26 protein-coding genes are annotated in these 25,472 nt (G+C 73.8%); 11 read left to right on the top strand and 15 right to left on the bottom strand.

Translation table 11 applies throughout. From position 1 onward, the window contains the following. Positions 1 to 396: 396 nt before the first annotated feature. Together rlmN and ACUJ8O_RS03680 are read right to left on the bottom strand one after the other, a co-directional pair. Positions 397 to 1,806 (bottom strand): 23S rRNA (adenine(2503)-C(2))-methyltransferase RlmN, encoded by a 1,410-nt coding sequence (rlmN, locus tag ACUJ8O_RS03685; protein ID WP_043282936.1) that lies wholly within the window; start codon positions 1,804 to 1,806, stop codon positions 397 to 399. Next, on the bottom strand, positions 1,799 to 2,671 hold the full coding sequence (locus ACUJ8O_RS03680; protein ID WP_036339575.1) for an oxygenase MpaB family protein: 873 nt from the start codon (positions 2,669 to 2,671) through the stop codon (positions 1,799 to 1,801). Before ACUJ8O_RS03680 ends, rlmN begins: the two co-directional genes overlap by 8 nt. Positions 2,672 to 3,016: 345 nt before the next feature. Between ACUJ8O_RS03680 and ACUJ8O_RS03675 the strand changes: the two genes are divergently transcribed. Continuing rightward, a complete protein-coding gene (locus ACUJ8O_RS03675; RefSeq protein WP_081091283.1) occupies positions 3,017 to 3,289 on the top strand; it encodes a three-helix bundle dimerization domain-containing protein in 273 nt (90 codons plus the stop codon). Positions 3,290 to 3,627: 338 nt separating this feature from the next. Here the strand turns inward: ACUJ8O_RS03675 and ACUJ8O_RS03670 are convergent, their stop codons facing one another. Next, a complete protein-coding gene (locus ACUJ8O_RS03670; RefSeq protein ID WP_445373152.1) occupies positions 3,628 to 4,872 on the bottom strand; it encodes an isochorismate synthase in 1,245 nt (414 codons plus the stop codon). A 198-nt stretch (positions 4,873 to 5,070) separates the two neighbouring features. Between ACUJ8O_RS03670 and ACUJ8O_RS03665 the strand changes: the two genes are divergently transcribed. Genes ACUJ8O_RS03665 through ACUJ8O_RS03650 form a run of 4 tightly spaced genes read left to right on the top strand, consistent with a single transcriptional unit; the run spans position 5,071 to position 9,003 of the window. Continuing rightward, entirely contained in the window at positions 5,071 to 5,865 is a 795-nt protein-coding gene (locus ACUJ8O_RS03665; RefSeq protein WP_063188819.1) for an arsenate-mycothiol transferase ArsC, read from the top strand. Positions 5,866 to 5,874: 9 nt separating this feature from the next. Beyond that, positions 5,875 to 6,255 (top strand): metal-sensitive transcriptional regulator, encoded by a 381-nt coding sequence (locus tag ACUJ8O_RS03660; RefSeq protein WP_002856860.1) that lies wholly within the window; start codon positions 5,875 to 5,877, stop codon positions 6,253 to 6,255. A 41-nt stretch (positions 6,256 to 6,296) separates the two neighbouring features. Then, complete coding sequence (locus tag ACUJ8O_RS03655) at positions 6,297 to 6,515, top strand: heavy-metal-associated domain-containing protein (RefSeq protein ID WP_036339566.1); 219 nt, start codon at positions 6,297 to 6,299, stop codon at positions 6,513 to 6,515. A 4-nt stretch (positions 6,516 to 6,519) separates the two neighbouring features. After that, complete coding sequence (locus ACUJ8O_RS03650) at positions 6,520 to 9,003, top strand: heavy metal translocating P-type ATPase (protein ID WP_445373151.1); 2,484 nt, start codon at positions 6,520 to 6,522, stop codon at positions 9,001 to 9,003. 51 nt (positions 9,004 to 9,054) lie between these two features. Here the strand turns inward: ACUJ8O_RS03650 and ACUJ8O_RS03645 are convergent, their stop codons facing one another. After that, on the bottom strand, positions 9,055 to 9,468 hold the full coding sequence (locus ACUJ8O_RS03645) for a DUF4259 domain-containing protein (RefSeq protein ID WP_036316745.1): 414 nt from the start codon (positions 9,466 to 9,468) through the stop codon (positions 9,055 to 9,057). A gap of 110 nt (positions 9,469 to 9,578) precedes the next feature. On the opposite strand from ACUJ8O_RS03645, the gene ACUJ8O_RS03640 reads away from it, so the two are divergent. After that, positions 9,579 to 10,133: an SRPBCC family protein gene (locus tag ACUJ8O_RS03640; protein ID WP_036339559.1), complete on the top strand. Its 555-nt coding sequence runs from the start codon at positions 9,579 to 9,581 to the stop codon at positions 10,131 to 10,133. Positions 10,134 to 10,280: 147 nt separating this feature from the next. Here ACUJ8O_RS03640 and ACUJ8O_RS03635 read toward each other — a convergent pair whose 3' ends face one another. Together ACUJ8O_RS03635 and ACUJ8O_RS03630 are read right to left on the bottom strand one after the other, a co-directional pair. Next, positions 10,281 to 10,598, bottom strand: coding sequence for a putative quinol monooxygenase (locus tag ACUJ8O_RS03635; protein ID WP_095347676.1), 318 nt, complete (start codon positions 10,596 to 10,598; stop codon positions 10,281 to 10,283). Continuing rightward, positions 10,595 to 11,035, bottom strand: coding sequence for a hotdog fold thioesterase (locus ACUJ8O_RS03630; RefSeq protein WP_036316750.1), 441 nt, complete (start codon positions 11,033 to 11,035; stop codon positions 10,595 to 10,597). Before ACUJ8O_RS03630 ends, ACUJ8O_RS03635 begins: the two co-directional genes overlap by 4 nt. Before the next feature lie 48 nt (positions 11,036 to 11,083). Here ACUJ8O_RS03630 and ACUJ8O_RS03625 point away from each other — a divergent pair, with 48 nt between their 5' ends. After that, positions 11,084 to 11,986 (top strand): alpha/beta hydrolase family protein, encoded by a 903-nt coding sequence (locus tag ACUJ8O_RS03625; protein ID WP_445373150.1) that lies wholly within the window; start codon positions 11,084 to 11,086, stop codon positions 11,984 to 11,986. Between the two features lie 154 nt (positions 11,987 to 12,140). Here ACUJ8O_RS03625 and adhP read toward each other — a convergent pair whose 3' ends face one another. The 4 genes from adhP to ACUJ8O_RS03605 all read right to left on the bottom strand — a co-directional run bounded on the left by adhP (position 12,141) and on the right by ACUJ8O_RS03605 (position 16,775). Next, positions 12,141 to 13,172: an alcohol dehydrogenase AdhP gene (gene adhP / locus ACUJ8O_RS03620; protein ID WP_073117416.1), complete on the bottom strand. Its 1,032-nt coding sequence runs from the start codon at positions 13,170 to 13,172 to the stop codon at positions 12,141 to 12,143. A 53-nt stretch (positions 13,173 to 13,225) separates the two neighbouring features. Then, positions 13,226 to 14,749: an acetaldehyde dehydrogenase ExaC gene (gene exaC, locus ACUJ8O_RS03615; RefSeq protein WP_041103406.1), complete on the bottom strand. Its 1,524-nt coding sequence runs from the start codon at positions 14,747 to 14,749 to the stop codon at positions 13,226 to 13,228. 122 nt (positions 14,750 to 14,871) lie between these two features. Then, the gene (locus ACUJ8O_RS03610; RefSeq protein WP_036339551.1) at positions 14,872 to 16,341 is read right to left on the bottom strand and encodes a helix-turn-helix domain-containing protein; all 1,470 of its coding nucleotides are present in this window, start codon (positions 16,339 to 16,341) and stop codon (positions 14,872 to 14,874) included. After that, a complete protein-coding gene (locus tag ACUJ8O_RS03605; protein WP_036339549.1) occupies positions 16,338 to 16,775 on the bottom strand; it encodes a DUF779 domain-containing protein in 438 nt (145 codons plus the stop codon). Before ACUJ8O_RS03605 ends, ACUJ8O_RS03610 begins: the two co-directional genes overlap by 4 nt. Before the next feature lie 173 nt (positions 16,776 to 16,948). Here ACUJ8O_RS03605 and ACUJ8O_RS03600 point away from each other — a divergent pair, with 173 nt between their 5' ends. Continuing rightward, positions 16,949 to 17,509, top strand: coding sequence for a GNAT family N-acetyltransferase (locus tag ACUJ8O_RS03600; protein WP_095347678.1), 561 nt, complete (start codon positions 16,949 to 16,951; stop codon positions 17,507 to 17,509). Between the two features lie 37 nt (positions 17,510 to 17,546). Here ACUJ8O_RS03600 and ACUJ8O_RS03595 read toward each other — a convergent pair whose 3' ends face one another. Next, on the bottom strand, positions 17,547 to 19,202 hold the full coding sequence (locus ACUJ8O_RS03595) for a thiamine pyrophosphate-dependent enzyme (protein WP_237069456.1): 1,656 nt from the start codon (positions 19,200 to 19,202) through the stop codon (positions 17,547 to 17,549). 167 nt (positions 19,203 to 19,369) lie between these two features. Here ACUJ8O_RS03595 and ACUJ8O_RS03590 point away from each other — a divergent pair, with 167 nt between their 5' ends. Then, positions 19,370 to 20,161: a CGNR zinc finger domain-containing protein gene (locus ACUJ8O_RS03590; RefSeq protein ID WP_036341617.1), complete on the top strand. Its 792-nt coding sequence runs from the start codon at positions 19,370 to 19,372 to the stop codon at positions 20,159 to 20,161. A 97-nt stretch (positions 20,162 to 20,258) separates the two neighbouring features. Further along, positions 20,259 to 21,242, top strand: a complete 984-nt coding sequence (locus ACUJ8O_RS03585) for an L-lactate dehydrogenase (protein WP_145950800.1) — start codon at positions 20,259 to 20,261, stop codon at positions 21,240 to 21,242. A 10-nt stretch (positions 21,243 to 21,252) separates the two neighbouring features. Here ACUJ8O_RS03585 and ACUJ8O_RS03580 read toward each other — a convergent pair whose 3' ends face one another. From ACUJ8O_RS03580 to ACUJ8O_RS03565, 4 genes are all read right to left on the bottom strand, one after another. Beyond that, positions 21,253 to 21,654, bottom strand: a complete 402-nt coding sequence (locus tag ACUJ8O_RS03580) for a hypothetical protein (protein WP_002856779.1) — start codon at positions 21,652 to 21,654, stop codon at positions 21,253 to 21,255. A 190-nt stretch (positions 21,655 to 21,844) separates the two neighbouring features. Further along, on the bottom strand, positions 21,845 to 22,426 hold the full coding sequence (locus tag ACUJ8O_RS03575; RefSeq protein ID WP_095347681.1) for a hypothetical protein: 582 nt from the start codon (positions 22,424 to 22,426) through the stop codon (positions 21,845 to 21,847). A 60-nt stretch (positions 22,427 to 22,486) separates the two neighbouring features. Beyond that, positions 22,487 to 23,899: an MATE family efflux transporter gene (locus tag ACUJ8O_RS03570; protein WP_036341608.1), complete on the bottom strand. Its 1,413-nt coding sequence runs from the start codon at positions 23,897 to 23,899 to the stop codon at positions 22,487 to 22,489. 1 nt (position 23,900) lies between these two features. Beyond that, positions 23,901 to 24,854: a CPBP family intramembrane glutamic endopeptidase gene (locus ACUJ8O_RS03565; protein WP_036317511.1), complete on the bottom strand. Its 954-nt coding sequence runs from the start codon at positions 24,852 to 24,854 to the stop codon at positions 23,901 to 23,903. Positions 24,855 to 24,997: 143 nt separating this feature from the next. Here ACUJ8O_RS03565 and ACUJ8O_RS03560 point away from each other — a divergent pair, with 143 nt between their 5' ends. Continuing rightward, complete coding sequence (locus ACUJ8O_RS03560; RefSeq protein WP_170748192.1) at positions 24,998 to 25,411, top strand: VOC family protein; 414 nt, start codon at positions 24,998 to 25,000, stop codon at positions 25,409 to 25,411. Positions 25,412 to 25,472: the final 61 nt, after the last annotated feature.

The raw sequence follows: 25,472 nt of genomic DNA, 5'->3' as shown, positions 1-25,472 counted from the left end.
ACTAGCAGCAAAGATCCCCAGTCCCACCCGTAATGCGGTCTTGTACAACCTCATGCGACCCCCTCGACTCCTCCTGCTGCCCCTCGGCAGCAAACTACAGACACATCCGCATTCTAGGTCACACTCACGCGCAGCATCGGTCACCGAGTGCGTGCCGCTCACCAGGTCCTCCATCGGCGGTCTGAGGCTCAAGTAAAAAGGCCCCCTTGTCGAGGCGCCTAGCGGCAGGAAGTGTTGAATGCGCGACGTGTCTGGTCTTCTCTGCGCGCTCATTGTCGGCCATAGACCTACCTCGACGCGCAGCAACAAGCAGTGATGCCCTGCAATCCAACACCCCGGTCCCGGCGCGACGCCGGGGCCGCCCCTTCCCCGGCCGGGGGCGCCGCCGGGGCGGGGTCAACTGGCCGCCGCGTCTTCGTCCTCGGCCGCCAGCTGGCCGCATGCGCCGTCGATCTCCTTGCCGCGAGTGTCGCGCAGGGTGGTGGGGATGCCGGCGGCGTTGAGCCGATCCACGAACTCGCGCGTCACGTCCTTCTCCGAGGCGGTCCAGATGGAGCCCGGCGTCGGGTTCAGCGGGATCGGGTTCACGTGCACCCAGCCCTTGCCCCGGGCGTTGAGCTTCTTGGCCAGCAGGTCGGCGCGCCACGCGTGGTCGTTCATGTCCTTGATGAGCGCGTACTCGATGGACACCCGGCGGCCGGTGGCCACGAAGTAGTCGTACGCGGCGTCGATCGCCTCGTCCGCCTTCCAGCGCGAGTTCACGGGGATCAGCTCGTCGCGCAGCTCGTCGTCCGGCGCGTGCAGGGACAGCGCGAACGTCAGCGGCACCCCCTCCTCGGCCAGCTTCCGGATGGCCGGCACCAGGCCCACGGTGGACAGCGTGATGTTCCGCGCGGACATGCCCAGGCCCTCGGGCGAGGGGTCCACCATGCGGTGCACGGCGGCCATCACGCGCTTGTAGTTGGCCAGGGGCTCACCCATGCCCATGAACACGACGTTGGTGACGCGGTCGGCGTCGTGCCCGCCATCCTTGCGCTTGCCGCCCAGTCCGCCCTGGGCGATCACCTGGTTGGCCAGCACGATCTGCTCCACGATCTCCGCCGTGGACATGTTGCGGGTCAGCCCGGCCTGGCCCGTGGCGCAGAACGGGCAGTTCATCCCGCAGCCGGCCTGGCTGGACACGCACAGCGTCACGCGGCCGGGGTACCGCATCAGCACGGACTCCACGAGAGCGCCGTCGAACAGCCGCCACAGGAACTTGACGGTGTCCCCGCGGTCGGTCTCCATGCGCCGGACCTCGGTGAGCAGCGGCGGGAAGAACGCCTCCGCGATCGCCTCCCGCTTGTCCTTGGGCAGGTCCGTCATCTGCTCCGGATCGGTGGTGTAGTGCTCGAAGTAGTGCACCGAGAGCTGCTTGGCGCGGAACGCCGGCAGCCCGATCTCCTTGGCCTTCTCCTGCCGTTCCTTCAGCGTGAGGTCGGCCAGGTGCGTGGGCGGCTGGGAGACGCGCGGCTGCTTGAACTGCAGCTGCGGTCGGCCGTCCGGGCCCATCGGCTGGGTCCAGCCCTCGGTCTTCGGCATCACCTGGGGGCGCTCGGCGGTGGCGGCCTCGCGGCGCTTGGGCGCGGAGAGCTGGTGGCCGACGCCGGCGCGGCGCATGCGCTCTCGGTCCTCGGCGAGCTGGCGCGCCTCGGACTCGTCGATCAGGCCGCGCTCGGGGCGGCCGAGGGCCGGCTTGCCGGCGCGGTCCCTCTGGCGGTTCGGGGTGGGCTTCGATCCGGGGCGGCGGGGCTGGTAGTCAGACATCGGCACCATTCTCCCAGACGGGGCGGACTTCGCGGCGGGTCGCCTCCACGTCGACGGCACCGCGCGGCTTTCGCGTCCGGGGCAGCCCCCGCAGGACCCAGCGGACGACGACGCCGCGCACCGTCGCCGGCAGCGGCCGGTACAGGGTGCGCGCCAGCCCCCAGAGGCGTGCCTCCCGGACGGAGTCCCGCCCAGTCCAGGACCAGCCGAGGCCGGCGCGCACGCGGCCTGGGAGGAGACCGGCGGTGACGAACCGGGCCAGGGGCATAGCCGCCCGCAGCGGCGCGGGGACGCCATGGCCGGAGAACAGGTCGGCGGCGACCCGCCGCGCGTCGTCCGTGACCTCGAGCCGGGCCACCCGGTCGTCCCAGTAGTCCGCGAACGCCGCGCGGTCGACCGGCCAGGCGGAGGCGGGGACCTCGAGGCTCGTGGCGAGCGGAGCGTACCCGCGGTAGAGGCGGTCGGCGTCCTCGGCGTCGAGGGCGCCCCACATCCGGCGGCGCACCTGCTCCCCCATCGCGTAGAGGGTGGCGGCCACCCACAGCTGGGCGTCCGGGTCGGCGGCGTCGTAGGGGTGGCCTCCGGCGTCGACCCCGCGGACCGGGCGGTGCGCCGCCCGCACCCGGTCGACGACCGCGTCTCGCAACGACGCGGCCTCGGGGAGGGTGACCGCGTAGATGTAGGCGAGCGTGTGGCGGAGCCGGCGCATCGGGTCCTCGGTGAACCGGGAGTGGACGGCGACGCCGGCCCCCACCGGCCGGTGCGCCACCTGGAGCAGGATCGCCGCGCCGGCGCCGGCGAGGATCACGGCCTCGCGGGCGAGGGCGGCCGCAGAGGTCGGGGCGGAGCGGCGGTCGGGGCGCATGGTCCCAGCCTCGCACCGGGCCGGGCAGAGGGGCAGGGGGCCAAGATGAACAGTGCCGTTCACCTTCTGTTCATCTTGCTGTTCGCCTGCCGCTCGTGACGCCTCGATCCGAAAACCGCATGATTGCGCCGATTTCGCGCCATACAGGCGGGCGCAACAGGGTGTCACAGGTCATGTTGGTGAACACGGAGTTGCACTCCGGGAGGAAATCTGTAAACTTGTTCACAAGCAGTTCACCTAGCGTTTACGGAACGCGAGGTTGGGACTCCACCGAACCCATCACCCGCGGCCCCGCCGCGACGATCCGCCGGACTCATGGTCCGGCAACCGAAGGAGGTGCTCACCGTGAGCATCAACACGACCAGCCACCACCTGCCCGCCACCCCGAGCCCCCTCATGCAGCGCCACGTGCTCCAGCGCGTCGAGGAGACCCTCCTCCGCCGCTTCGAGGGCACCGTCACCGCCGAGACCGTCCGCTCGGTCGTCCGCGAGGTCGTCGCCGACCTCAAGCGCGGCGCCCGCATCACCACCTTCCTGCCGGCCCTCGCCGAGCGCGAGGCCACCCGCCGCCTCCAGGCCGCGACGCCGGCCCACGAGGCCATGGCCGTCGCCGCCTGATCCCCCATACCGACGCGACGACCCGTCGGCCCGCCCCGCGAGGGGCCGTGGCCGGCGGGTCTTCTCGCCTCCCCGGACGCTTTCGTTCGAGAAACGGCGGGCCCCAGGACGCTTTCGTTCGGGAAACGGCGGGCCCCAGGACGCTTTCGTTCGGGAAACGGCGTTACTGCTCCTTGCTGATGAGGCCATCCGGCACCTCCGCTCCGGGGCGCCGTTCCATCGACGCCCACGCGACTCCGAGGTGCGGCGCCGTTTCTCACACAAAAGCACCGCGACACGCCGCCGTTTCCTACACGAAAGCGTGGGTGACGCGGACGGGGGGCCCGGCACGGGAGGCCTCAGTCCTCGGCGACGCCCAGCGCTCGGCGCATCGGCAGGAACTTGGCCCGGATCTCCGTGACCTCCTCCTCGGGCACCGCTCCCGGGACCATCCCGCCCCCGGCCTGCAGCCGCACCCCGCCGGGCACCTGCTGGCCACAGCGCAGCGCCAGGGCGATCTCGCCGTCGCCGTCCTGGTCGAGCCACCCGACCGGCCCGGCGTAGCGGCCGCGGTCCACGGGCTCGACCTCCGCGATCACCCGCACCGCGTCCGGCGTGGGGGTCCCGCCGACGGCCGCCGTCGGATGCAGCGCGGCCACCACGTCCAGCACGGTCCCCCGCCCATCCCGCAGCCGGCCGCGCACGGACGTGGCCAGGTGGTGCACGTTCGGCAGGGTCAGGACGGTGGGCGCGGGGTCGTCATCGGCGAGGTCGACGACGGGCGCCAGCGCGTCCAGCACCGACCGCGCGGCCCAGCGATGCTCCTCCGCCAGCCGCGGATCAGAGGCCAGCCGCTCCCGCAGCGCGGCGTCCTCCTCCTCGTCCGCGCCGCGCGGCATGGACCCCGCCAGCACCCGCGAGCCCACGAGCCCCGCGTGCCGCGTGGCGAGGACCTCGGGCGTGGCGCCCAGCAGCCCGCCGACGGCGAACACCCAGGTCTGCGGGTACTCGCGGCGCAGCTCCCCGATCGCCCGCCACAGGTCGGCGTCGTCCGCGGGGACGGTCATCGTGCGGCTGATCACGACCTTCGCCAGCTCCCCGCCCGAGTCGGCCATCCGCGTCAGCAGCTCGCGCACCCCGGCCGCGTAGCCGGCGTCGTCCCAGGCGAGGTCGGCGACGTCGGCGGGCAGGGGCACCTCCCCGTCGGCCAGCAGCCGGGCTCCGCGGTCCGCGGCGACGGCGGCTGCGAGCGCGTCCGCGTCCACGTGCTGGGCCACGTCCCGCACGCCGGACGGCGTGGCGCGGCGCAGATCCGCGGGGATGCGCAGGACCGCGGGCTCAGGCGAGTCGTCGGCGAAGGTCGAGGAGATCCAGCCCCGCAGCGGGGCCGTCGGGTCCGGTCGCCCGGCGACGGCGGTCTGCCACAGCGCGGAGAGTCGGCGGAGCCGGTCGGTGCCGTCCAGGAGCACGGTCCAGCCGCCCTCGCCCCGCCACGCGTCGTCCCCGTGCGCCCACAGCACCGCCCGGGCGAACGGGGGGACGGCGGCCTCGGGGGCCCCGGTCGCGGGGGCGCCGAGGTCCGGGAGCAGGGAGCGGACAGACATGGCCCCCATTCTCTCCCACCTCGGCGGACCCCCGCTCCGGGCCCGGGCGTCGGCCACCGCCCCGACGACGGCGGCGAGCAGCGTCGTCGGGCGCGGAGGGATCCCGTCAAGGCTTGCGCCGGCACACCCGACGTCGCAGGGTGGGGGCACCCGTTCACCTCGCGTTCAGCCGACCGCCTTCCCCGGAGGACTCGCACCATGACCCCCATCCCCCCGGACCCCCACGCCGATCACGCACCGGCGGTGGACGACATGCCGCTGGACACGACGGCCGCGCCGGACATCCCCGCCGCGGTGGACCCCGTGCCGCACGGGATGGCCGCGCACGTGCTCGAGCGCGAGGTCGGGCCGCTGATGGCGCGCTTCCCCGGCGTGGCCGACGAGGCGACGGTGCGTCAGCTCCTGTTCGACTCCTACGCCGAGCTCGCCGAGACGAGCCGCCACCCGGAGATGCTGCCGACCATCTCGGTGCAGCATGCCGCCTCGCGCCTGCGCGCCAGGGCGATCAACCAGGGCAGCATCGAGTCCCGCCACCCGCGTGTGCTGTTCGTCTGCCACGGCAACGCCGGCCGCTCGCAGATGGCCGCGGCCCTGCTCGAGAACCGCACCCACGGCGAGGTCAGGGCCCGCTCGGCCGGCACGGAGCCCGCCGGCGAGGTCATCTCCACCGCGTTCGAGGCGATGAACGAGATCGGCATCCCGCTGCACCACACGTACACCAAGGGCCTGGACCCGGACGTGCTCCGGGCCGCCGAGATCGTGGTGCTCTTCGACGGCGCGGATCCGTTCGAGATCCCCGAGGGCGCGCAGGTGCAGAAGTGGTCCGTGCCGTCGATCCGCGGCATGAGCCTCGAGCAGGTGCGCGGCGTGCGCGACGCCCTGGACCTGGAGGTCCGCGGCCTGATCGCCGATCTGGGCGAAGCCGCCACCCCGCTGCCGGAGGAGGGCACCCGCGTCGGCCGACCCCTTGACCCATACCCCCCTGGGGTATAGAACGGGGGTATGAGCACGGACAGCACGACGACGGCGCCCGCCGCCGCCTCGCCCCTTCCGTCCGCCGCGGCGGATGCCTGCGACGGCCACCGGCCCCCGCACGAGGTCCACCGGGACAAGGCGAAGCACCTGGCGCGACTGCGCCGCATCGAGGGGCAGGTGCGCGGCCTCCACCGCATGGTGGACGAGGACGTGTACTGCATCGACGTCCTCACGCAGGTCGCCGCCGTCACGAAGGCGCTGCAGTCCCTCAGCCTGAATCTCACCTCGGAGCACCTGCGTCACTGCGTGGCGGAGGCCGCGGTGCAGGCCGAGGCGGAAGGCCGCACCGAGCTCATCGACGAGAAGGTCGCCGAGGCGACGGCCGCCCTCGGCCGCCTGCTGCGCTGACCGGCGCCGTCGCCCACCCACCACCGCACGAGGAGCACGAGATGACCACCACCGACCTGAAGATCACCGGCATGACCTGCGGCCACTGCGCCGCCTCCGTCCGGGAGGAGCTCGGCGAGATCGCCGGCGTCTCCGCCGTGGACGTGGACCTGAACGCCGGGGGCGTGTCCACCGCCACCGTCACCTCCGAGGGCCCCCTCGACCCCGCCGCCGCGCGCGCCGCCGTCGAGGAGGCCGGCTACACGCTGGTGGAGGCCTGACCCCATGACCCACCCCGCCTCCTCCACCCCGGCCGGCCCGCAGTCCGAGACCACCCGCCGCGTCGACCTGGACGTCACCGGCATGACCTGCGCCTCGTGCGTGGGCCGCGTCGAGCGCAAGCTGGGCAAGCTCGAGGGCGTCACGGCGTCCGTGAACCTGCCGCTCGAACAGGCGACCGTCACCGCGCCCGCCGGCGTGTCGGACGAGGAGCTCGTGGCCGCCGTCGAGAAGGCCGGGTACGGCGCCACCGTGCGCCGTCCCGCCCCGCCGGCCGGACACGCCGGACACGCCGGGCACGCGCACACCTCCGAGCACGGCGAGGAGCACGGCGAGGAGCACGGCGAGGAGCATGCCGCGGACCATGACGGCGTGGACCACCACGACCACATGGCCCACGGTCCGAGTGAGGACGTGCTCACACCGCGCCTGATCGGCGCGGCGGTGCTGACGGTGCCGCTCGTGCTGATCTCCATGGTCCCGGCGCTGCAGTTCCCGCACTGGGGCTGGGTCGCGTTCGCCCTGGCGGCGCCCGTGGCGCTGTGGGCGGCGTGGCCGTTCCACTCGGCGGCGTTCCGCGCGGCCCGGCACGGCTCGTCCACGATGGACACCCTCGTGTCCCTGGGCGTGCTCGTCTCCTTCTCCTTCTCGGCCGTGGAGCTGATCCTGGCGCCGGACATGACCGCCCACGTGGGCGGGACCATGGCGGAGATGGCCCACCACAGCCTGTACTTCGAGACGGCCGCGGTCATCACCACGTTCCTGCTGCTGGGCCGCTGGCTCGAGGCCCGCGCCAAGCGGGAGGCCGGCGCCGCGCTGCGGGCCCTCCTGGACCTGGGCGCGGCCCAGGCCACCCTCTACGACCCCGAGACCCACGACGAGCGCACGGTGCCCGCCGAGTCCCTCGCGCCGGGCGACGTCGTGCTGATCCGCCCCGGCGAGAAGGTGCCCACGGACGCCGAGGTGCTCGAGGGCACCTCGGCCGTGGACGCTTCCCTGCTCACCGGCGAGTCCGTGCCCGTGGAGGTCGGCCCCGGGGACGCCCTCACCGGCGCCACCCTGAACACCTCGGGCCGGCTCGTGGCCCGCGCGACGCGGGTCGGCTCGGACACGACGCTCGCCCAGATGGGGCGGCTCGTCTCCGAGGCGCAGACCGGCAAGGCGCGCGTGGCCCGGTTGGCCGACCGCATCTCCGCCGTGTTCGTGCCGATCGTGCTCGGGATCGCCGTGCTGACCTTCGCGGTGTGGATGATCGTGACCGGCGACCTGCCGTCCGCGCTGCGCGCCGGCGTGGCCGTGCTCGTGATCGCGTGCCCGTGCGCCCTCGGCCTGGCGACCCCGGTCGGCCTGCTGGCCGGCACCGGCCGCGCCGCGCAGCTGGGCATCCTCATCCGCGGCCCCGAGGTGCTCGAGGACTCGCGCACCGTGGACACGATCGTGCTGGACAAGACCGGCACCGTGACCGAGGGACGCATGGCGCTGGCGGACGTGCTCGTCCTCGACCCCGCCTTCGTCACCGACACGGGCGCCTCCCGGAGCGCTTTCGTGGCCGAGACGGCGCCGGACCAGGCCGCCGACGTCCTGCTGACCCTGGCGGCCGCCGTTGAGCGCGGGTCCGAGCACCCGATCGCCCGCGCGATCGTGGCCGGCGCCGAGGAACGCGGCCTGACCGTGCCCGACGTGGCGGACTTTGCCTCCACAGCCGGCGGCGGCGTGTCCGGGCTGGTCGCCCTCCCCCACGACGACGGCGCACCCGGCTCCGGCGCGCACGGCGCCGCCGGCCCGGATCCGGTCCGCGTGGCCGTCGGCCGCGGCTCCGTCCTCAAGACCGCCCTCGACGGCGGCATCCCCGCCGAGCACCGGGCCGCGTTCGAGGCCGCGGAGCAGGCCGGCGCCACGGCCGTGTGGGTCGCGGTCGGCGGCCGCGTGGCGGGCGTCCTGTCCGTCCGGGACACCGTGAAGGACACCTCCGCCGACGCGATCGCCCGCCTGCGGCAGATGGGCCTGCGCCCGCTGCTGGTGACCGGCGACAACGCCGCCGTCGCCGCCCAGGTGGCGGAGGCCGTCGGGATCCCGGCCGAGGACGTGGTGGCCGGCGTGCGCCCCGAGGACAAGGTGGACGTGGTGACGCGCCTGCAGTCCGAGGGCGCCGTGGTGGCCATGGTGGGCGACGGCGTCAACGACGCCCCGGCGCTCGCCGCGGCGGACATGGGCATCGCCATGGGCTCGGGGACGGACGTGGCCCGCGAGGCCGCGCAGATCACCGTGATGGGCGACGACCTGCACCAGGTGGTCCAGGCGCTCGACCTGAGCCGCCGCACCCTGGGGATCATCCGGATGAACCTGTTCTGGGCGTTCCTCTACAACGTGCTCGGCATCCCGGTCGCGGCCCTGGGCCTGCTCAACCCGATGATCGCCGGCGGCGCGATGGCGGCCTCGAGCGTGCTCGTGGTGCTGAACTCGCTGCGGCTCACCCGCTACGCGCGCTGAGCCGGGGCGGGGCCGAGCGCGGGCCGGGTCCACCCCGGCCCGGCCGGCCGGTCAGGGCAGGCATTCGCGGGAGTACTCGAGCCACTGCTCGAGCTCCCCGGACTCCTCCCAGAGCTGGTAGAGCTCGGAGCAGGAGGGCTCGCGGATGACCACGCCGATCAGCTCGCGCAGGGTCTCGACGTCCTCGTCCGAGAACTGGTCGATGAAGGCGGTGAGGTCCACCTCGTCCGTCTCCGCGTGCTCGAGCAGGGCCTCGAGGTCCGCGTGGTCCTCGTTCCGGGCGATCCGCACGAGCGCCCCGAGGGTGAGGAGTGCGGCGCCCTGGCTCGCGGTCAGGTGGCCCTCGTCCTCGTCGCGACGGAAGTTCTTGCGGAACTCGTCGAGGTCGAAGGTGCCGTCGAGGACCTCGTCCACGATGTCCAGCGCGGTGTCGTTCTGGAAGACGTTTCTGCCCCATGCGCCCATGACCTGACCCTAGGCCCGGGGTGGGCCCCGGCAAGAGTGCTGTGGTGTCCCGCCGAGGGGTGCCGTCGCCTCCGCTTCCGGTGTCCGCGGCAGTTCCTAGAATGGGCGACATGAGCACCGAGCCGACCCCCTCGTCCGCCACCCCCGAGACCGAGTCCGCCGCGCCGTCGTCGTCCGGGCTGCCGCAGGCCGCCCCGCAGGCGGCGTGGCCCGAGCGCGTGGAGACCGGCGAGCACCAGGTGTCCTACCGGGCCACCGTGGCCGCGCCGGCGCACGAGCTGTGGGCGATGCTCGCGGACCCGCACCGCCATCACGAGGCGGACGGGTCCGGGACCGTGCGGCCGAAGGTGAGCGGGCCGCACCGGCTGGCCGTGGGCGACCGGTTCCGCGTGGCCATGCGGAAGTACGGGGTGCCGTACACGATGACGCTGACCGCCACCGCCGTGGACGAGGACGAGCTCGTGGAGTGGGCCCACCCGGGCGGACACCGGTGGCGCTGGGCGTTCCAGGACAACGGGGACGGCACCACCGAGGTCACCGAGACCTTCGACTACTCGTGGGCCCGGCCGGCCGTGCGCCGCGCGTACGAGCTGCTGCGCGTGCCGGCGGACAACGGGCGGGGCATCCAGTCGAGCCTCACGCGGCTGGCGGGCCGCCACCTCTGAACCGACCGCGTCTCCGCACTTTCGTTCGGGAAACGGCGGCGTGTCGGCGCACTTTCGTGCGGGAAAAGGTCAGCCCTCGCGCCGTTTCCCGAACGAAAACGCGCTGACGACCGCCGTTTCCCGAACGAAAGCGGGGGGGGGCGGGGGTCAGACGGCGGACCAGTGGGTCGCGGCCGGCGGCTGCGCCAGGTGCGGGGTGACGAGCGCACGCCACGCGAGGAACGCGTCGGACTCGCGGAAGGCCACGGTGTGGTCCTCGAGCGTGCGCCAGCCGATCAGCAGCCGGTAGCGCGCCGGGTCCTCCACCTGCCGGGACAGTGCGAAGGACGTCGCGCCCCCGTCCCGGAACAGCGGCTCGGCCTCGGCGACGGCGGCCTCGAACGCCGCCTCCGCCCCCGCGGCCACGTGCAGCTCCACCGACTCGATGACCGGACCGGCCGTCGTCGCGCCCTGCCCGGCGCTCACGCGTGCACCCGCGGGCTCGTGGAGTGGCCGGTGAACCAGGCTGCGAGCTGGCCGTCCGCCTCGATGCCGACCTCGATCATGCGGTCGCGACCGAACTCCACCGACTGGCGGGCGGTCGCCACGAGGTGCGCGCCGAGCCTGGCGGGCGCCACGTAGGTGATCTCGGCGCGCCGGGTGACGGGGGCGGCGCCGAAGGTCGCCACGCAGTACGCCAGCGCCGAGTCCGCGAGGTGGAACAGGAAGCCGCCGTGGCAGATCTCGTGGGAGTTCACCATGTCCGCGGTGACGTCGCGGTGCAGCACCACGCGGCCCTCGGCCACCTCGCCGAGGGTGACGCCGTGCTCGCGCACCGCGGGGTCGTTCGCGTAGATCTCCTCGAGGCGGGCGAGGATCTCGTCCCGGCTCTGGCCGGACGAGCTCTGGGGGGTCTCAGTCATGGGCCCATTGTGTCGCAGGTCGCGCCGCCCCGCGCCTAGGGTGGCGGCGTGACGCAGACCACCTCCACCCCCGCGCGCCTCCGCGCCCGCGACGGCTTCGTGCTCGCGGCCCGCCACTTCGCCCCCACGACGGCGCCCCAGGCCCGGCCCGCCGGCGCGGTGGTGATCGCCCCCGCGACCGGGGTGAAGGCCACGTACTACCGGCGCTACGCCGAGTTCCTCGCCGGCCACGGGTTCCACGCGGTCACGTTCGACTACCGGGGTGTCGGGGAGTCCCGCGAGCCGTTCGCCGTGGCCCGGCAGGCGCGGTGGGCGGACTGGGGCGCCCTCGACGCGGACGCCGTGCTCGGCTGGGCCCGGACGCACCTGCCCGGCCCCCTCCTGACGGTGGGCCACAGCTACGGCGGGTTCGGCATCGGGCTCGCGGACGAGGCGCGTCACGTGGCCCGCCATGTGGCCGTCGGCGGTCAGCACGCCCACTGGCGGGACTACCGGGCGCGGCCGGGGCGCGTGCGGATGTGGGCGCGGTGGCACGCGGCGATGCCGGCGATCACGCTGGCCCGCGGTCACTTCCCGGGGCGGCGGCTCGGCTGGCTCGAGGACCTGCCGCGCGGGGTCGCCCTGGACTGGGCGCGCAGCCGCCGCGACTTCACCGCGAGCGCCCGCACCGCCGCCGGCCGGGACGAGCTGCGCCGTCGTCTGGCCGCGTTCACGGCGGACGCGCTGATCGTGGCGCCCGTCGACGACGACTTCGGCACCGAAGCCGCCCTCGACCGCGCGGACGCCTACTCGCCGGGTCGGCGGACGGTGCGCTGGCGGGTGCGGCCGGAGGAGCTCGGTGTCGCGGAGATCGGGCACTTCGGACTGTTCCACGCGCGGTTCGCGCCGACCTTCTGGCCGGCCACGCTGGAGTGGCTGCGCGACGGGGTCGCCCCGGACGCGGCCCGCTGAGGCTCGGGCGTCGGGCGCGCTGCGGCCCGCCCCGTCCCCGCGACGACGACGGCGGCCGCCCCGGCCCGGATCTCCGGGTGGGACGACCGCCGTCGCACTGGTGCGCGTGATGTGCCGATACTACCCCGCGCCCAGCCGACGCCCAGGCGACACGTCAGTCCTGCATCGCGTAGTCGATCACGACGCGGCCCTCGATCTTGCCGTGGCGCATCTCGTCGAACACGTCGTTGATCTCGGTGAGCGGACGGGTGTGGAACGTCGGGTGGATCTTCCCGGCCGCGTAGAACTCGAGTGCCTCGACCATGTCCTGCCGGGTGCCCACGATCGAACCGCGGATGGTCAGGCCCTTGAGGACGATGTCGAAGATCGGCGCGGGGAAGTCGCCCGGGGGCAGGCCGTTGAACACGATGGTGCCGCCGCGGCGGGTCATCGCGATGGCCTGGCCGAACGCCTGGGGGTGCACGGCCGTGACGAGCACACCGTGGGCGCCGCCGATCTTCTCCTGGATCTCCACGGAGGGGTCCGCGACGTTCGCGTTCACGGTCAGCTCCGCGCCGTGCCGAGAGGCGAGCGCCAGCTTGTCGTCCGCGACGTCCACGGCCACCACGCGCATGCCCATCGCCACGGCGTACTGCACCGCGATGTGCCCCAGGCCGCCGATGCCGGAGATCACGACCCACTGCCCGGGCCGCACCTCGGTCTGCTTCAGCCCCTTGTACACCGTGACGCCGGCGCACAGGATCGGGCCGACCTCCATCGGGTCCGCGCCCTCGGGGATCACGGGCGCGTAGCGGGCATCCACGAGCATGTACTCACCGAACGAACCGTCCACGGAGTAGCCGCCGTTGACCTGCTCCTCGCACAGGGTCTCCCACCCGGTGCGGCAGTACTGGCAGTGGCCGCACGCTCGCCACAGCCACGCGTTGCCGACCATGTCCCCGACCTTGAGGTTCTCGACGTCGGGTCCGACCTCCTCGACGATGCCCACGCCCTCGTGGCCCGGGATGAACGGCGGGGTCGGCTTCACCGGCCAGTCGCCCTCCATCGCGTGCAGGTCCGTGTGACAGACGCCCGAGGAGATGAGCTTCACGAGCGCTTCGTGCTGGCCGGGCGTCGGACGCTCGACCTCCGTGACGTCGGCCTCTGTGCCGAACTGGGTGACGACGGCTGCCTTCATCGTGGTCATGGGGGATCACCTTTCGTGGAGTGGGGAGGGGGTCGTGCCGTGCCGGCGTCGGCTCAGAAGAACCCGAGCTTGTCCTCGGAGTAGGAGACGAGCAGGTTCTTGGTCTGCTGGTAGTGGTCGAGCATCATCAGGTGGTTCTCACGGCCGATGCCGGAGGACTTGTACCCACCGAACGCGGCGTGGGCCGGGTAGGCGTGGTAGTTGTTCACCCACACGCGGCCGGCCTGGATCGCCCGGCCCGCGCGGTAGGCGGTGTTGCCGTTCCGGGACCACACGCCGGCGCCGAGACCGTAGAGCGTGTCGTTGGCGATCCGCATGGCGTCGTCGAAGTCGGTGAACGTGGTCGTCGAGACCACCGGCCCGAAGATCTCCTCCTGGAAGATGCGCATCGAGTTGTCCCCGCGGAAGATCGTGGGCTGCACGTAGTAGCCGCCGGCCAGCTCGCCCTCCATCTCGGCGCGAGCGCCGCCGATGAGCACCTCGGCGCCCTCCTGACGGCCGATGTCCAGGTAGGACGTGATCTTCTCGAGCTGGTCGTTGGAGGCCTGGGCGCCCATCATCACGTCCGTGTCGAGGGGGTTGCCGGTGACGATGCGCGAGGTCCGCTCCACGACGGCGTCGAGGAACTTCTCCGCGATCGACTCCTGCACAAGCGCACGCGACGGGCACGTGCAGACCTCGCCCTGGTTCAGCGCGAACAGGGTGAAGCCCTCCTGTGCCTTGTCCCAGTAGGCGTCGTCGTTCGCCATGACGTCCTCGAAGAACACGTTGGGCGACTTGCCGCCCAGCTCCAGGGTCACCGGGATGATGTTCTCCGAGGCGTACTGCATGATCAGCCGGCCCGTCGTCGTCTCGCCCGTGAACGCGATCTTGCGGATGCGCGGCGACTGCGCGAGCGGCTTGCCGGCCTCGAGGCCGAAGCCGTTGACCACGTTGACGACGCCGGCCGGCAGCAGGTCCGCGATCAGCTCGATGAACACCATGATCGAGGCCGGGGTCTGCTCGGCGGGCTTGATCACGACGGCGTTGCCCGCGGCCAGCGCGGGCGCCAGCTTCCACACCCCCATCAGCAGCGGGAAGTTCCACGGGATGATCTGGCCGACCACGCCGAGCGGCTCGTGGAAGTGGTAGGCGACGGTGTCCTCATCCACCTGGGACAGGCGGCCCTCCTGCGCGCGGATCGCGCCCGCGAAGTACCGGAAGTGGTCGATGGCCAGCGGGACGTCCGCGTTGAGGGTCTCCCGGACGGCCTTGCCGTTGTCCCACGTCTCCGCGACCGCCAGCATCTCGAGGTTCTCCTCCATGCGGTCCGCGATGCGGTGCAGCACGAGCGCCCGCTCGGCCGGCGAGGTGGCGCCCCAGGCCGGGGCGGCCTTCCAGGCGGCGTCGAGGGCGGCGTCGATGTCCTCGGCCGTGCCGCGGGCGACCTCGCAGAACACCTTGCCCGTCACGGGCGTGACGTTCTCGAAGTACTGGCCCTTGACCGGGGGTGTCCACTCTCCGCCGATGAAGTGCTCGTAGCGGGACTTGAACTCGACCTTGGCTCCCTCGGTGCCCGGGAATGCGTAGACGGTCATGGTGCTGGCTCCTTTGCCTGCGGTTGCCTCGGCGCCGGGTGGCGCCCTGCCGTGGCTGTGACCCTAGTCACAGGGAGGTTGCACGAAGGTTGCAGCCGGGCGCGGGTGAGGGGCGGGCCGGCTCAGGCCAGGTCCCGCTCGATCCGCTCGAGCGTGGCCACGGCGAGCGCGCGCCGCGGCGAGTCCGTCGGCAGCAGACGCAGGGCGGCGCCCCAGAGCTCGACGTCGTCGCGGGCCTCGGGGCGGCCCAGGTAAGCCCAGAGCTGGTCGACATCTGCGTCCTGGGCGACGGCCTCGCGCAGCGCCTCCCCCAGCTCCGCGCGGATCGAGGCGACACCGGGGGACGCCGACCGCGGCAGCACCGGCCCAACCGCCGCGTGCAGCGCACGGTCCAGATCCCCGGCGCGCAGCGCCTCCCGCGCGCACAGCAGGTCCGCGTGCACCTCCCCCACGAGCCGGTACGGCCGGGACAGCAGCTCCACCGGCGCCCCCACGTCCCGCAGCGCCCGGCGGAGTCGATGCACCTCGGCGCGCAGCGAGATGGCGCGGGCGGGGGCGTCGCCCGGCGCGGACCGGGGCCCGGCCGTCTCCTCCGGATACAGCGCGACCTCGAGCTCGGCGCCGGTCAGGCCCGGGCCGTGCCACGCGAGGAGGGTGAGGATCTCGGCGTGCCGGCCGGTGAGCTCGACCCCGTCCAGCGTGGGCGGCAGGTGGCCGGTGACGCGCAGCAGGCCCGCGGCCTCGTCGTGGCGGTGCGGCGCGCCGGCGGGGCTCGGCCCCGGCGAGGCGGACGGCGGAGCCGAGGGGCCCGGCGTCGGGACGGTGCCGCGGGGACGGCCCCGGGACGGGGCGGGCAGGTCCCGCCAGGCGGCGTGCACGGCGTCCACGGTGGACAGGAGCAGAGGCAGGGCGAGGTGGCTGACGGCGTCCTCGCCACCCGTGAGGTCCAGGACCCCGACGAGCCGCCCGGTGGCCGGGTCCGTGAGCGGGACGGCCGAACAGCTCCACGGGTGCACGCGCGGGCTCAGGTGCTCGCCGCGGCTGACCTGCGTGGGGGCGCCGGTCGCGAGGACGATGCCGGGGGCGGAGGTGCCCATGGACGCCTCGGACCAGTCGGCGCCGGCCACGAAGCCCATGGTCTCGGCGTGGCGCACCGCAGTCCGGTCGCCCTCGACCCACAGCAGGTGGCCGCGCGCGTTGCCGATCGCGGCGAGCATCCCGGCCTCGGCCGCGGGCTGGATGAGCATGCGGCGGACCACCGGCAGGGCCACGGCGAGACGCTGCTCGCGGCGGGCGGCGGCGAGGTCGTCGTCGGCGAGGGTGGCCGGGTCGGTCTGGCCGGGCACCGCGGGCGCGGCCGCGGAAGCTCCTGCGTCGAGGGCCGACCCCGCCGGGGTGAGGGCGCCGAGGGAGCGCAGCCAGGACTCGCGGACCTCCCGCCGCAGCCCCTGGAGGGCGGCGCGCAGGCCCTGGTCCGCGCCGGTCGGAGCGGTGGACGACGACGGCGCGAGCGACAGGCGGACCGAGTCGAGGGACTCGTGGGCCCGGTCCACGGCGCGTCGGTAGGCGCCGGTGGCGAGGGTCGAGCTCATCCCGAGCCGGCCATCAACCGCGAACGGATCAGGAACCGCTTGCCTTCGGGCACCTCGACGGAGAAGCCGGAGCCGCGCCCGTCCACCACGTCCAGGGTGAGGTGGGTGTGCTTCCAGTACTCGAACTGGGCGGCGGACATCCAGAACGGGATCTCCACGGCGGCCTGGTCCCCCTCGGCCGGCAGGGCGAAGGTGCCCAGCAGGACGTCGGCGGCGCCGGTCGTGAAGTCGCCGGCGGGATAGCACATGGGCGCGGAGCCGTCGCAGCAGCCGCCGGACTGGTGGAACATGAGCGGGCCATGGATCGGGAGGAGTCGGCGGATCAGCTCGAGCGCCGCGGGCGTCATGGCGACGCGGGACACGGTCTCGCCCGGCATCTCGGGGCGAGCCTCGAGCGCGGGCGCATGCTCCGCCGACGAGGACGGCACGGTCATCGCGGCCTCCTGGGGATGGGCGATCGTCGGTCCCCCCACCCTAGCCTGCAACGTGATCCACGTCACCCCACCTGGCGTCGTGGGGTGGCGCGGAGGTGGGGAAAGCACGAGGGCGGGGGCGGCGGGCGGCTCACGCGGCCGCGCCCGGAGTCCACCCCCCCTACACTCGGCACATGCTCCCCGACCCCAGCCCCACCGTCACCGTGGACGGCCTCCTGCTGCGCCCGCTGCGCGCCGCGGACGAGATCGCGGCGCGCGAGGCGGACGCCGAGCTGCATCGGGAGGGTTTCGACTTCCTGATGGCCGGCACCCGCTCCTTCCCCGCGGTCCGCCGCGCGTTCGCCGCCGAGGCACGCGGCGACGTCGAGCCCGGCCGCGCGCCCGCGTCCTTCTACGTGGGCGTGGACGAGAACGGCGAGCTGGTGGGCCGGGTGTCCGTGCGGTGGGAGCTGAACGAGGCGTTGCGGCACGTCAACGGGCACGTGGGTTACGCGGTGCGCCCCGCATTCCGGCGGCGGGGGCACGCCGTGCGCCTGCTGCGCGGCGCCCTGACGCTGCTGGCCGCACGCGGGGTGTCCACCGCCCTGCTCACGTGCGACGAGACGAACACCGCCTCCGTGGCCACGATCCGTGCGTGCGGGGGCGTGCTGCGGGACCGGGTCGAGGCGGGCCTCGACGGTGCGCCCTTTCCCGAACCGAAGCTGCGCTTCGACGTCCCCACGACGGCGGCCTGACCGGAGGAACGGCGACGACCGCGCCGCGCCGCCGGCCTCAGTAGGCCTTGACGCGCTGCTCCACGATCAGGTGGATGAGCGCGAACCGGCCCTCCTCCTGGACGGCCTTGAGCGCCGCGTCCACGGCCGCCGGCACGTCCGCGTCCTGCTCCACGCGCACCCCGAAGCCGCCGAACGCCTGGGCCATGGCGGCGAAGTCGGGGTTCTTCAGCTGGGTGCCGGAGACACGCTCGGGGTACTCGCGCTCCTGATGGGTGCGGATGGTGCCGTACTCCTGGTTGTCCATGACGACCACGAGGGGCGTGGCGCCGTACTGCGCGGCGGTCGCCAACTCCTGGCCGTTCATGAGGAACTCGCCGTCGCCGGCGATGGTCACCACGGTGCGGTCCGGGAAGTTCAGGGACGCGGCCACGGCGCCCGGCACCGAGTAGCCCATGGAGCCGTTGCGGGCCGAGATCATGGAGCGATAGCCCTCGGTCGGGAAGTACCGGTGCGCCCAGTTGGTGTGCTCGCCCGCGCCGAGGGAGATCATCGAGTCCTTCGGCAGCTTCGGCACCAGGTTGGCCATGAGGGTGGCCATCTTCGCCTGGCCCTCGGACGGCTCGGCCGGGGGCAGGGCCGCGAACTTCTCCTGCTCGCCGCGCATGCGGGAGGTCCACTCCTCCCACTCCGGCTTGACCTCGAGCTCCATGCGGACGAGGTCGCGGATGAACCCGTCCGGCTTGGCCACGATCTGGTGGGACACGGGGCCGGAGCGGCCGCGCAGGGACGGGTCGATGGTGACCAGGAAGTTCTTCTTGTCCCAGTTCTGGCGGATGGTGAAGCCATTGGTCACGGCGTCGCCCGGCACGGTGCCGACGAACACGATGAGGTCGGTCTCCTCGAGCATGTCGTAGGTCGGCTTCGGGCGGCCGTAGCCGATCGGGCCCACGTAGGACGGCGAGGAGAACGGCACGGTGCCCTCGGTGCGCCACTCGGCGGCGGCGGGGATCTTGTGCTCCTCCAGCCACGTCGTCAGGGTCTGCGCACCCTCGTCCGTCCAGTCGTTGCCACCGGTGATGAACAGCGGCTTGCGGGACTCCTTGAGCGCGGCGTGCAGGGACTTCCAGTCCTCCACGGTCATGCCGCCTGGGGCCACGGGGATCTGCGGGTGCAGGTGCGCATCGATCTCCTCACGGATCACGTCCTCCGGCAGGCCGACGACGACGGGCCCGGGCCGGCCCGAGCTGGCGGCGAACATGGCCTCGGCCACGATCTCGGAGGCGCGCTCCGGGTGGTCCAGGACCATCACGCGCTTCGCACCGGTGCCGAACCAGGCGTGCGGGTCGAACTCCTGGAAGGCCTCGCGGTCGCGGTGCTCGAACGGGATCAGGCCGACGAACAGCACGAGCGCCGTCGAGTCCTGCCACGCGGTGTGCAGGCCGACGTGGGCGTTCGCGGCGCCCGGGCCGCGCGTCACCATGGCGACGCCGGGGACCACGTTCATCTTGCCGTCGGCCTCGGCCATGTACGTGGCGCCGCCCTCGTGGCGGCACACCACGTTCTCGATGCCCGAGTCGTACAGGCCGTCCAGGACGTCCAGGTAGGACTCGCCCGGCACGGAGTAGACGCGCTTCACGCCGTGGGACTCGAGGGTCTTGACGATGACGTGCCCGGCGGAGAGGCGACCGGTCGCCTGGGAGGTCTGGGACATGGAGGTCTCCTGTGCTGGTTCGGGGGCCCCTCCGGCCCCATGGGTGCACCCCGCCGCGCAGACGGGGTCCGTGGGGGTCAGGGTACTGGACGGGACGGCGCCGGAGGCGACCCGATACGCGGCGTGAAGCCGGTGACGGGAGGGCGGGCCCGCCGTACGATTTCCCCATGCTCTCCGCGCCGACGCTCTCCCGCCTCGCCTCCCTGGCCGCGTTCCTGAACACCGCCCCCGGACTGCGGGGCGGTCAGCCGGCCGACGAGCGGTTCACCGCCGCCACGCAGCTGCCCTCCCTCGTCCCTGAACTCCAGGAGGACGAGGTCCGCCTCCGCCTGGCCGCCGCCGCGGCCGTGCGTGGCCGCGAACTCCGCGGCCGTCTGGCCGAGGTCTGGGCCCTCGCCGCCGTGGACGAGGCGGCCGCCGTGGAGCGCGTGAACGCCCTCCTCGCCGCGGCCGGGCCGCTGCGGCTGACGGCCGGGGGCGACGTCGTCGGGCTGGCACCGGCGCAGGTCCCCGCCGACGCGGTGGAGCGGCTGGCCGCGATGGCCGCCCTCGCGCTGGCGGAGACCGCGATGGACGGCGAGCTGACCCGCCTGCGCGTGTGCGAGGGCGAGGACTGCGAGAACGCGCTCGTGGACGCCAGCCGGAACCGGTCCAAGCGGTTCTGCGACGAGGCCAACTGCGCCAACCGCACCCACGTGCGCTCCTACCGGGCACGGCTGGCCGAGGCGGCGGAGTCCGCCCCCGCGGCGGATCCGGCCGGGCCGGAGGAGGCGGAGGCGCCGGAGGCCGTCGTGGACTCCGAGGCGCCCGAGGCCGCCGTGGACTCCGAGGCCGCCGCCGACGAGCCCCGCCGGGAGACCAAGAAGGAGAAGAAGGAGCGCAGGAAGGCGGAGAAGAAGGCCCGCAAGAAGGCGGAGAAGAAGGCCCGCAAGAAGAAGTCGGACAAGAAGAAGGACTGACCCGGCCCCACCCGCCAGGTGACCCGGCGCTGAACATCGGGGGACGGGGCGGCCTCGTGGTTCCGTCGGCCGACCGGACACCCCTAGTCTGCGAGGCATGAGCGAGCACACCCCCGCCGCCCCCGCGTCCCTCGGACCCGCCCACCGCAAGGTCGGCGTCGTGGGGGCCGGCGGCGTCGGCACCGCGATCTGCTACGCGGCGCTGATCCGCGGCGTCGCCCGCGAGGTCGCCCTCTACGACATCGACGAGCCCAAGGTCCGCGCCGAGGTCCTCGACCTGGCCCACGGCACCCCGTTCACCTCTGCATCCGCGATGACCGGCGGCGCGGACCCGGACGTCCTGGCCGGCTGCGAGGTCGTCGTGATCACGGCCGGCGCCAACCAGAAGCCGGGGCAGACCCGCCTCGACCTCGGCGCGCACAACGTGGAGATCCTGCGCGGCCTGCTGCCCCAGGTGCAGGCGCACGCGCCGGACGCGCTGATCGTGCTCGTCACCAATCCCGTGGACGTCCTCACGCTGGTGGCCCAGCGCCTCACCGGTCTGCCGGCCGGCCGGGTGATCGGCTCGGGCACCCTGCTGGACACGTCCCGCCTGCGGTGGCTGCTGGCGTCGCGGGCGCAGGTCCACGCGTCGTCGGTGCACGCGGCCATCCTCGGCGAGCACGGGGACACGGAGTTCCCCGCGTGGAGCTCGGCGCGCATCGGCCCGACGCCCCTCCTCGAGTGGCCGACGCCGGCCGACCCGCTGTTCACCCGCGCCGACCTGGACGAAGTCGCGGACACCGTGGTCAACGCGGCCTACGAGGTGATCCAGGGCAAGGGCGCCACCACGTACGCGGTCGGCGTGGCCACGACCCGCCTGCTCGAGGCGATCCTGCGCGACCAGCACGCCATCCTGCCGGTCTCCACCGTGCTCGACGGCGTCCACGGGCTCTCCGACGTCGCCCTGTCCATGCCGTCCGTGGTGGGGCGCGACGGCGTCACACGCGTGATCCAGCCCGAGCTGGACGCCGCGGAGATGCGGGCGCTGCACGCCTCGGCGGACGCGCTGCGGCGGGAGGCACGCAGCCTCGGGTTCTGAGGCGCCGGCCTCAGGCGCGCGGGGCGTCGCCTCCGGTGCCGCCCTGCTCGCGGCGCTCCCGGGCGGCCTGGGCGCGGCGGTCGGCGGCGGCCTTGCGGAACATCTCCTCGGAGGACCGGTTCACGCCGGAGCCCTGGGAGAGGTGGTCCGGGTTCTCGCGCGCGGCGAGCTGCAGCATGGCCACCACCACGAGCGACGTCATGAAGAAGACGCCGAAGGCGATCAGCGCGATGTCGATGCGCAGCGGATTCTGCGTGCCGCCGGAGGCCGTGATGCCGGCGATCACCCCACCGATCAGGCCGAGCACGGCGGAGAAGACGAGCGGGCCCTTGACCGTGGTGCGCAGACCGCCGCGTGCCGGGCGGCCGGATCCGGCGCGATCGGCGGACGGGCGGGGGGACGGTGCGCTCACGGCGGGACTCCTGACGGCTGGGGGCGGCTGGGGCGACACGGCCCACGCAGGCGCCCGGGGCTGAGGCCCTCGGGGCGCGGCGGACCGGAGCCAGTCTACGCGTCCGGCCGACGGGTGGCCCCTCGGGGCCCCGAGGTCCTCCCCCGGCGAACGTCCGCCCCGCGGGTCGGAGCGGCGACGTCGGCCCGGTTCAGAGGCCCCTGGCCGTGCCGCGGTCCCGGCGCACCTCGTGGTGGAAGCCGAGCCCGGAGACCATCAGGAGCACCCCGATCAGGATCGCCCCGCCGCCGGCGATGCCGAGCAGGGCGTGCGGGCCGAAGCCCTGCAGGGCGGCCACGACCACGCCGCCCCCGGAGAGCAAGCCCACGAGACCGGTCCACAGCTGGTCCCGCGCGGGGATGAACTCGTGGCGGTGGCGGGCCCACGCCACGAGCTCGGCGACGCCGCCGAGCACGAGGGCGGCGCCGGCCGCCACGCCCACCGCGGCCGGGGACCCCAGGAACAGCAGCACGATCACGCCGAGCATCCACGCGGCCGCCGCCAGGGACAGCGGGGAGCGCATGGCCACGGGCACCGGGTCGCGGCGCAGGTACTCCCACATCGCCGAGCCGGAAAATGCCAGATACAGCGCGAACATGACCTTCATCCACGTCAGGCCCGGCTCGGCGACGAACACGGTGGTCAGACCGAACGCCAGCGCCACCACGGCGCGGATCAGGATCGGCTTGAACACCACGGACGAGATCTCGAGGGGGGTCTGCACGGTAGCCACCGCCCCAGTCTAGGAGCCGTGCGGCCGCGGCCCGGCCCGCGCGTCACCGCCCGGACGCGCTCACACGACGCCGAGCCGCATCCAGTCGTCGCGCCGGGCCCGCCAGCCGAGGGTGAGCGCCCGCATCCCCATGTAGACCCCCGCGAAGCCGAGCCAGAGCAGGCCCAGCTGCACGCCGGCGTCGGGCACGGCGGCGTTCGGTCCGGGCCAGACCGCGGTCCAGCCGAACCCGCCCGTGGCGAGCTGCGCGAGCACCCAGAGCGCCGGCGCGTAGACCACGAGGTTCACGAGGCCGGCGAGGGCGAGGTAGCGGGCGTCGCCGGCGCCGATCAGTACGCCGTCCAGCACGAACACGTACCCGGCCACCGGCTGCCCGGCGGCCAGCACCCACAGGCCCACGGTGGCGGCGGCCTGCACGGTCGGGTCCGTGGTGAACAGCCCCGGCAGCACCGGCGCCGCGAGGGCCAGGACGGCCCCAGTCACGACGCCGAAGCCCAGCCCCCAGTGCACCATCGTCCGGGTGAGGCGACGGGCGGCGTCCGGCCGGGCGGCCCCGAGCTCGGCGCCGATCAGGGCCTGCGCGGCGATCGCGAGGGCGTCGAGGGCGAACGCCAGCGTGGAGAACAGCGTGAAGACGAGCTGGTGCGCGGCGAGGGTGAGGTCGCCCGCGCCGGCGGCGGCCATGACGGTGATGAGGATGGCCGCGCGCAGGCTCGCGGTGCGCAGCAGCAGCCACGACCCCACCTGGGCCGTGGCGCGCATGCCCGAGGCACGGGGCGCCCACGCCGTGCCCGAGCGGCGGAAGCGCGGGGCCAGCACGAACAGGTACGTCACGAGCATCGCCCACTGCACCACGGACGTGCCGATGGCCGAGCCGGCCACGCCCCAGCCCAGCCCGTACACCAGGGCCACGTTCAGCCCGATGTTCGCGCCGAAGCCCACACCCGCCACCACGAGCGGCGTCACGGTGTCCTGGAGGCCGCGGAGCACCCCGGTGGCGGCGAGCACGGCCAGCAGGGCCGGCAGCCCCGGCATGGACCAGCGCAGGTAGGCGACGGCGTGGGCCTGCACCTCGCCCGTCGCGCCGAGGGCCGCCGTCAGCGCGGGGGCCGCGAGCCAGCCGAGGACGGCCAGCACCGCGCCGAGCAGCAGGCCCAGCCAGATGCCGTCGCGGCCGCGGTCCATCGCGGCGGCCAGGTTCCCCGCCCCGATCAGCCGGGCCACCGCCGGGGTGGTGGCGTAGGCCAGGAAGATCATGAGGCCGGTGAGCGTGTGCAGGATGGTGGTGCCGATCCCGACGCCGGCCAGCTGGGCCGTGCCCAGGTGCCCGATGATCGCGGTGTCGGCCAGCAGGAACAGCGGCTCCGCGATGAGCGCGCCGAACGCGGGGACCGCGAGCGCGAGGATGCGCCGCGTGAGGGCGCGCGCGTCCTGCGGGGCGGGCGCCGCCGTCGAGCCGGAGGGTCCCGCCATCTCAGCCCAGCAGGGCCAGCAGCGGGGCCAGCGCCGTGGTCGGGGCCGTGGGGCCGGGCAGCGTGTCCGGCAGCAGGGGGGCCACGAGGTAGAGCATCGCGATGGCGATGCCGTTGTTCACCATGTGCAGCAGCACCGCGTACCCGAACGAGCGGCCCATCAGGATGTAGGACACCGTGATCGCCACCGCGAGGGTCAGGTACGGGACGGTCTCCACGAGCCGGAAGTCGCCGCCGGTGCCGAGGAAGTGCAGGAGTGTGAACGCGAGCACGGAGACCACGGCGCACACCCACACGTTGATCCAGCGGGAGAGCTTGCCGATCAGCAGGTGGCGGAACAGGTACTCCTCCACGAGCGGGGCGGCCACCACGGTCATGAGGATCATGAGCACGGGCGGGGCCTGCGTGGTCATCTCCTCGAGCGCGGCCTGGTTGGCGCTGGTCTGCGCCTCCCCGATGAGGCTCAGCACGATCACGTTCACGACGATGCACGCCAGCCACGTGGCGGGCAGCAGCAACAGCTTCCACCACGTCCCCGTGCGGAACACCCGCAGCGACGTCACGAGCGGGCGCCAGGCCACGGCCAGCACGAGCACCACGAGGATCGCGTAGCTGACGATGTTCACCGTGAACCCGTCGCGGACCAGGTCGAACGCCTCGAGGTCACCGGGGACCAGGCCAAGCGACACCGCCAGCCACAGCCCCAGCCCGAGCACCATGAGCGCCACGTACACGAGCACCACGACGGCGTCGCCCCAGTGGAACCGACCCGGGGTCCAGTCCGGCGCGGGGCGGGCCGCGGGCCGGCGGCCGGGCCAGCCGGCGGGGACGCCACCGGGGGCGCCGGGGTGCCCGTGCAGGCTCGGGGCGACGGCGGCGCGGCGGGCGGACGGCCGGCCCGACGGCGGCCAGCCGGCGGGCGGACCGGCCGGCGGGCCAGAGGGAGGAACGCTCATGGCGGCCACGCTACCAACGGGGGCGGACGCGCCAGGCCGCGGGCGCCGTCGTCGGGAGCGGCGCCGTGGCCCACGCCACGCCCGCGCGCCCGCGACACGCGCGCGGTGGCGGCGGGCCGAACGCCTCGTCTACGGTGCTCCCCATGGCCTTGTTCTCCCAGCCGGTGTTCATCAACCTCCCGACGACGGACACCGAGCGGATCCGTGAGTTCTGGACGACCCTGGGCGCCACCGCAATGGACGACTACTCGGACGAGCACTCGGTGTGCATCGAGCTCACCGAGTCGACGTACGCGATGTACCTCAGCCCCGGCTACTACACCGACTTCATCGGCAACCGTGAGATCGCCGACTGCCTCACCACCAACTCCGCCCTCATGGCGCTGACCGTCGGCGACGCCGCGGCGGTGGACGCCCTGGCGGACCGGGCGATCGAGCTCGGCGCCGCCGAGGTGCCCCTGCCCGAGGACCTGCGCGAGGAGATGGCCGACTCCGGCATGCACTCCCGCGAGATCGTCGACCCGGACGGGCACCAGTGGGAGTTCATCACCACGTGACCTCGGCCGGGGCCCGCGTTCGTTGCCGAGACGACGGCCTCCCGGGGCGCTTCCCTTGCCG

It is taken from the genome of Micrococcus sp. EWR3.9.1 (assembly GCF_052615555.1).
Note: the sequence above shows the minus strand (reverse complement) of the source record. Positions and strands in the feature narration are given on the sequence as shown.

Excerpts from the sequence above, each read along its gene's own strand:
- ACUJ8O_RS03595 (WP_237069456.1), bottom strand. The coding sequence starts at position 19,202 with ATGTCCCAGACCTCCCAGGCGACCGGTCGCCTCTCCGCCGGGCACGTC.
- ACUJ8O_RS03660 (WP_002856860.1), top strand. The coding sequence starts at position 5,875 with ATGAGCACGGACAGCACGACGACGGCGCCCGCCGCCGCCTCGCCCCTT.
- ACUJ8O_RS03605 (WP_036339549.1), bottom strand. The coding sequence starts at position 16,775 with ATGACCGTGCCGTCCTCGTCGGCGGAGCATGCGCCCGCGCTCGAGGCT.
- ACUJ8O_RS03585 (WP_145950800.1), top strand. The coding sequence starts at position 20,259 with ATGAGCGAGCACACCCCCGCCGCCCCCGCGTCCCTCGGACCCGCCCAC.
- ACUJ8O_RS03680 (WP_036339575.1), bottom strand. The coding sequence starts at position 2,671 with ATGCGCCCCGACCGCCGCTCCGCCCCGACCTCTGCGGCCGCCCTCGCC.
- ACUJ8O_RS03670 (WP_445373152.1), bottom strand. The coding sequence starts at position 4,872 with ATGTCTGTCCGCTCCCTGCTCCCGGACCTCGGCGCCCCCGCGACCGGG.
- ACUJ8O_RS03630 (WP_036316750.1), bottom strand. The coding sequence starts at position 11,035 with ATGACTGAGACCCCCCAGAGCTCGTCCGGCCAGAGCCGGGACGAGATC.
- ACUJ8O_RS03645 (WP_036316745.1), bottom strand. The coding sequence starts at position 9,468 with ATGGGCGCATGGGGCAGAAACGTCTTCCAGAACGACACCGCGCTGGAC.
- ACUJ8O_RS03590 (WP_036341617.1), top strand. The coding sequence starts at position 19,370 with ATGCTCTCCGCGCCGACGCTCTCCCGCCTCGCCTCCCTGGCCGCGTTC.
- ACUJ8O_RS03665 (WP_063188819.1), top strand. The coding sequence starts at position 5,071 with ATGACCCCCATCCCCCCGGACCCCCACGCCGATCACGCACCGGCGGTG.
- rlmN (WP_043282936.1), bottom strand. The coding sequence starts at position 1,806 with ATGTCTGACTACCAGCCCCGCCGCCCCGGATCGAAGCCCACCCCGAAC.
- ACUJ8O_RS03570 (WP_036341608.1), bottom strand. The coding sequence starts at position 23,899 with ATGGCGGGACCCTCCGGCTCGACGGCGGCGCCCGCCCCGCAGGACGCG.
- ACUJ8O_RS03600 (WP_095347678.1), top strand. The coding sequence starts at position 16,949 with ATGCTCCCCGACCCCAGCCCCACCGTCACCGTGGACGGCCTCCTGCTG.
- adhP (WP_073117416.1), bottom strand. The coding sequence starts at position 13,172 with ATGACCACGATGAAGGCAGCCGTCGTCACCCAGTTCGGCACAGAGGCC.
- ACUJ8O_RS03610 (WP_036339551.1), bottom strand. The coding sequence starts at position 16,341 with ATGAGCTCGACCCTCGCCACCGGCGCCTACCGACGCGCCGTGGACCGG.
- ACUJ8O_RS03565 (WP_036317511.1), bottom strand. The coding sequence starts at position 24,854 with ATGAGCGTTCCTCCCTCTGGCCCGCCGGCCGGTCCGCCCGCCGGCTGG.
- exaC (WP_041103406.1), bottom strand. The coding sequence starts at position 14,749 with ATGACCGTCTACGCATTCCCGGGCACCGAGGGAGCCAAGGTCGAGTTC.
- ACUJ8O_RS03640 (WP_036339559.1), top strand. The coding sequence starts at position 9,579 with ATGAGCACCGAGCCGACCCCCTCGTCCGCCACCCCCGAGACCGAGTCC.
- ACUJ8O_RS03650 (WP_445373151.1), top strand. The coding sequence starts at position 6,520 with ATGACCCACCCCGCCTCCTCCACCCCGGCCGGCCCGCAGTCCGAGACC.
- ACUJ8O_RS03655 (WP_036339566.1), top strand. The coding sequence starts at position 6,297 with ATGACCACCACCGACCTGAAGATCACCGGCATGACCTGCGGCCACTGC.
- ACUJ8O_RS03560 (WP_170748192.1), top strand. The coding sequence starts at position 24,998 with ATGGCCTTGTTCTCCCAGCCGGTGTTCATCAACCTCCCGACGACGGAC.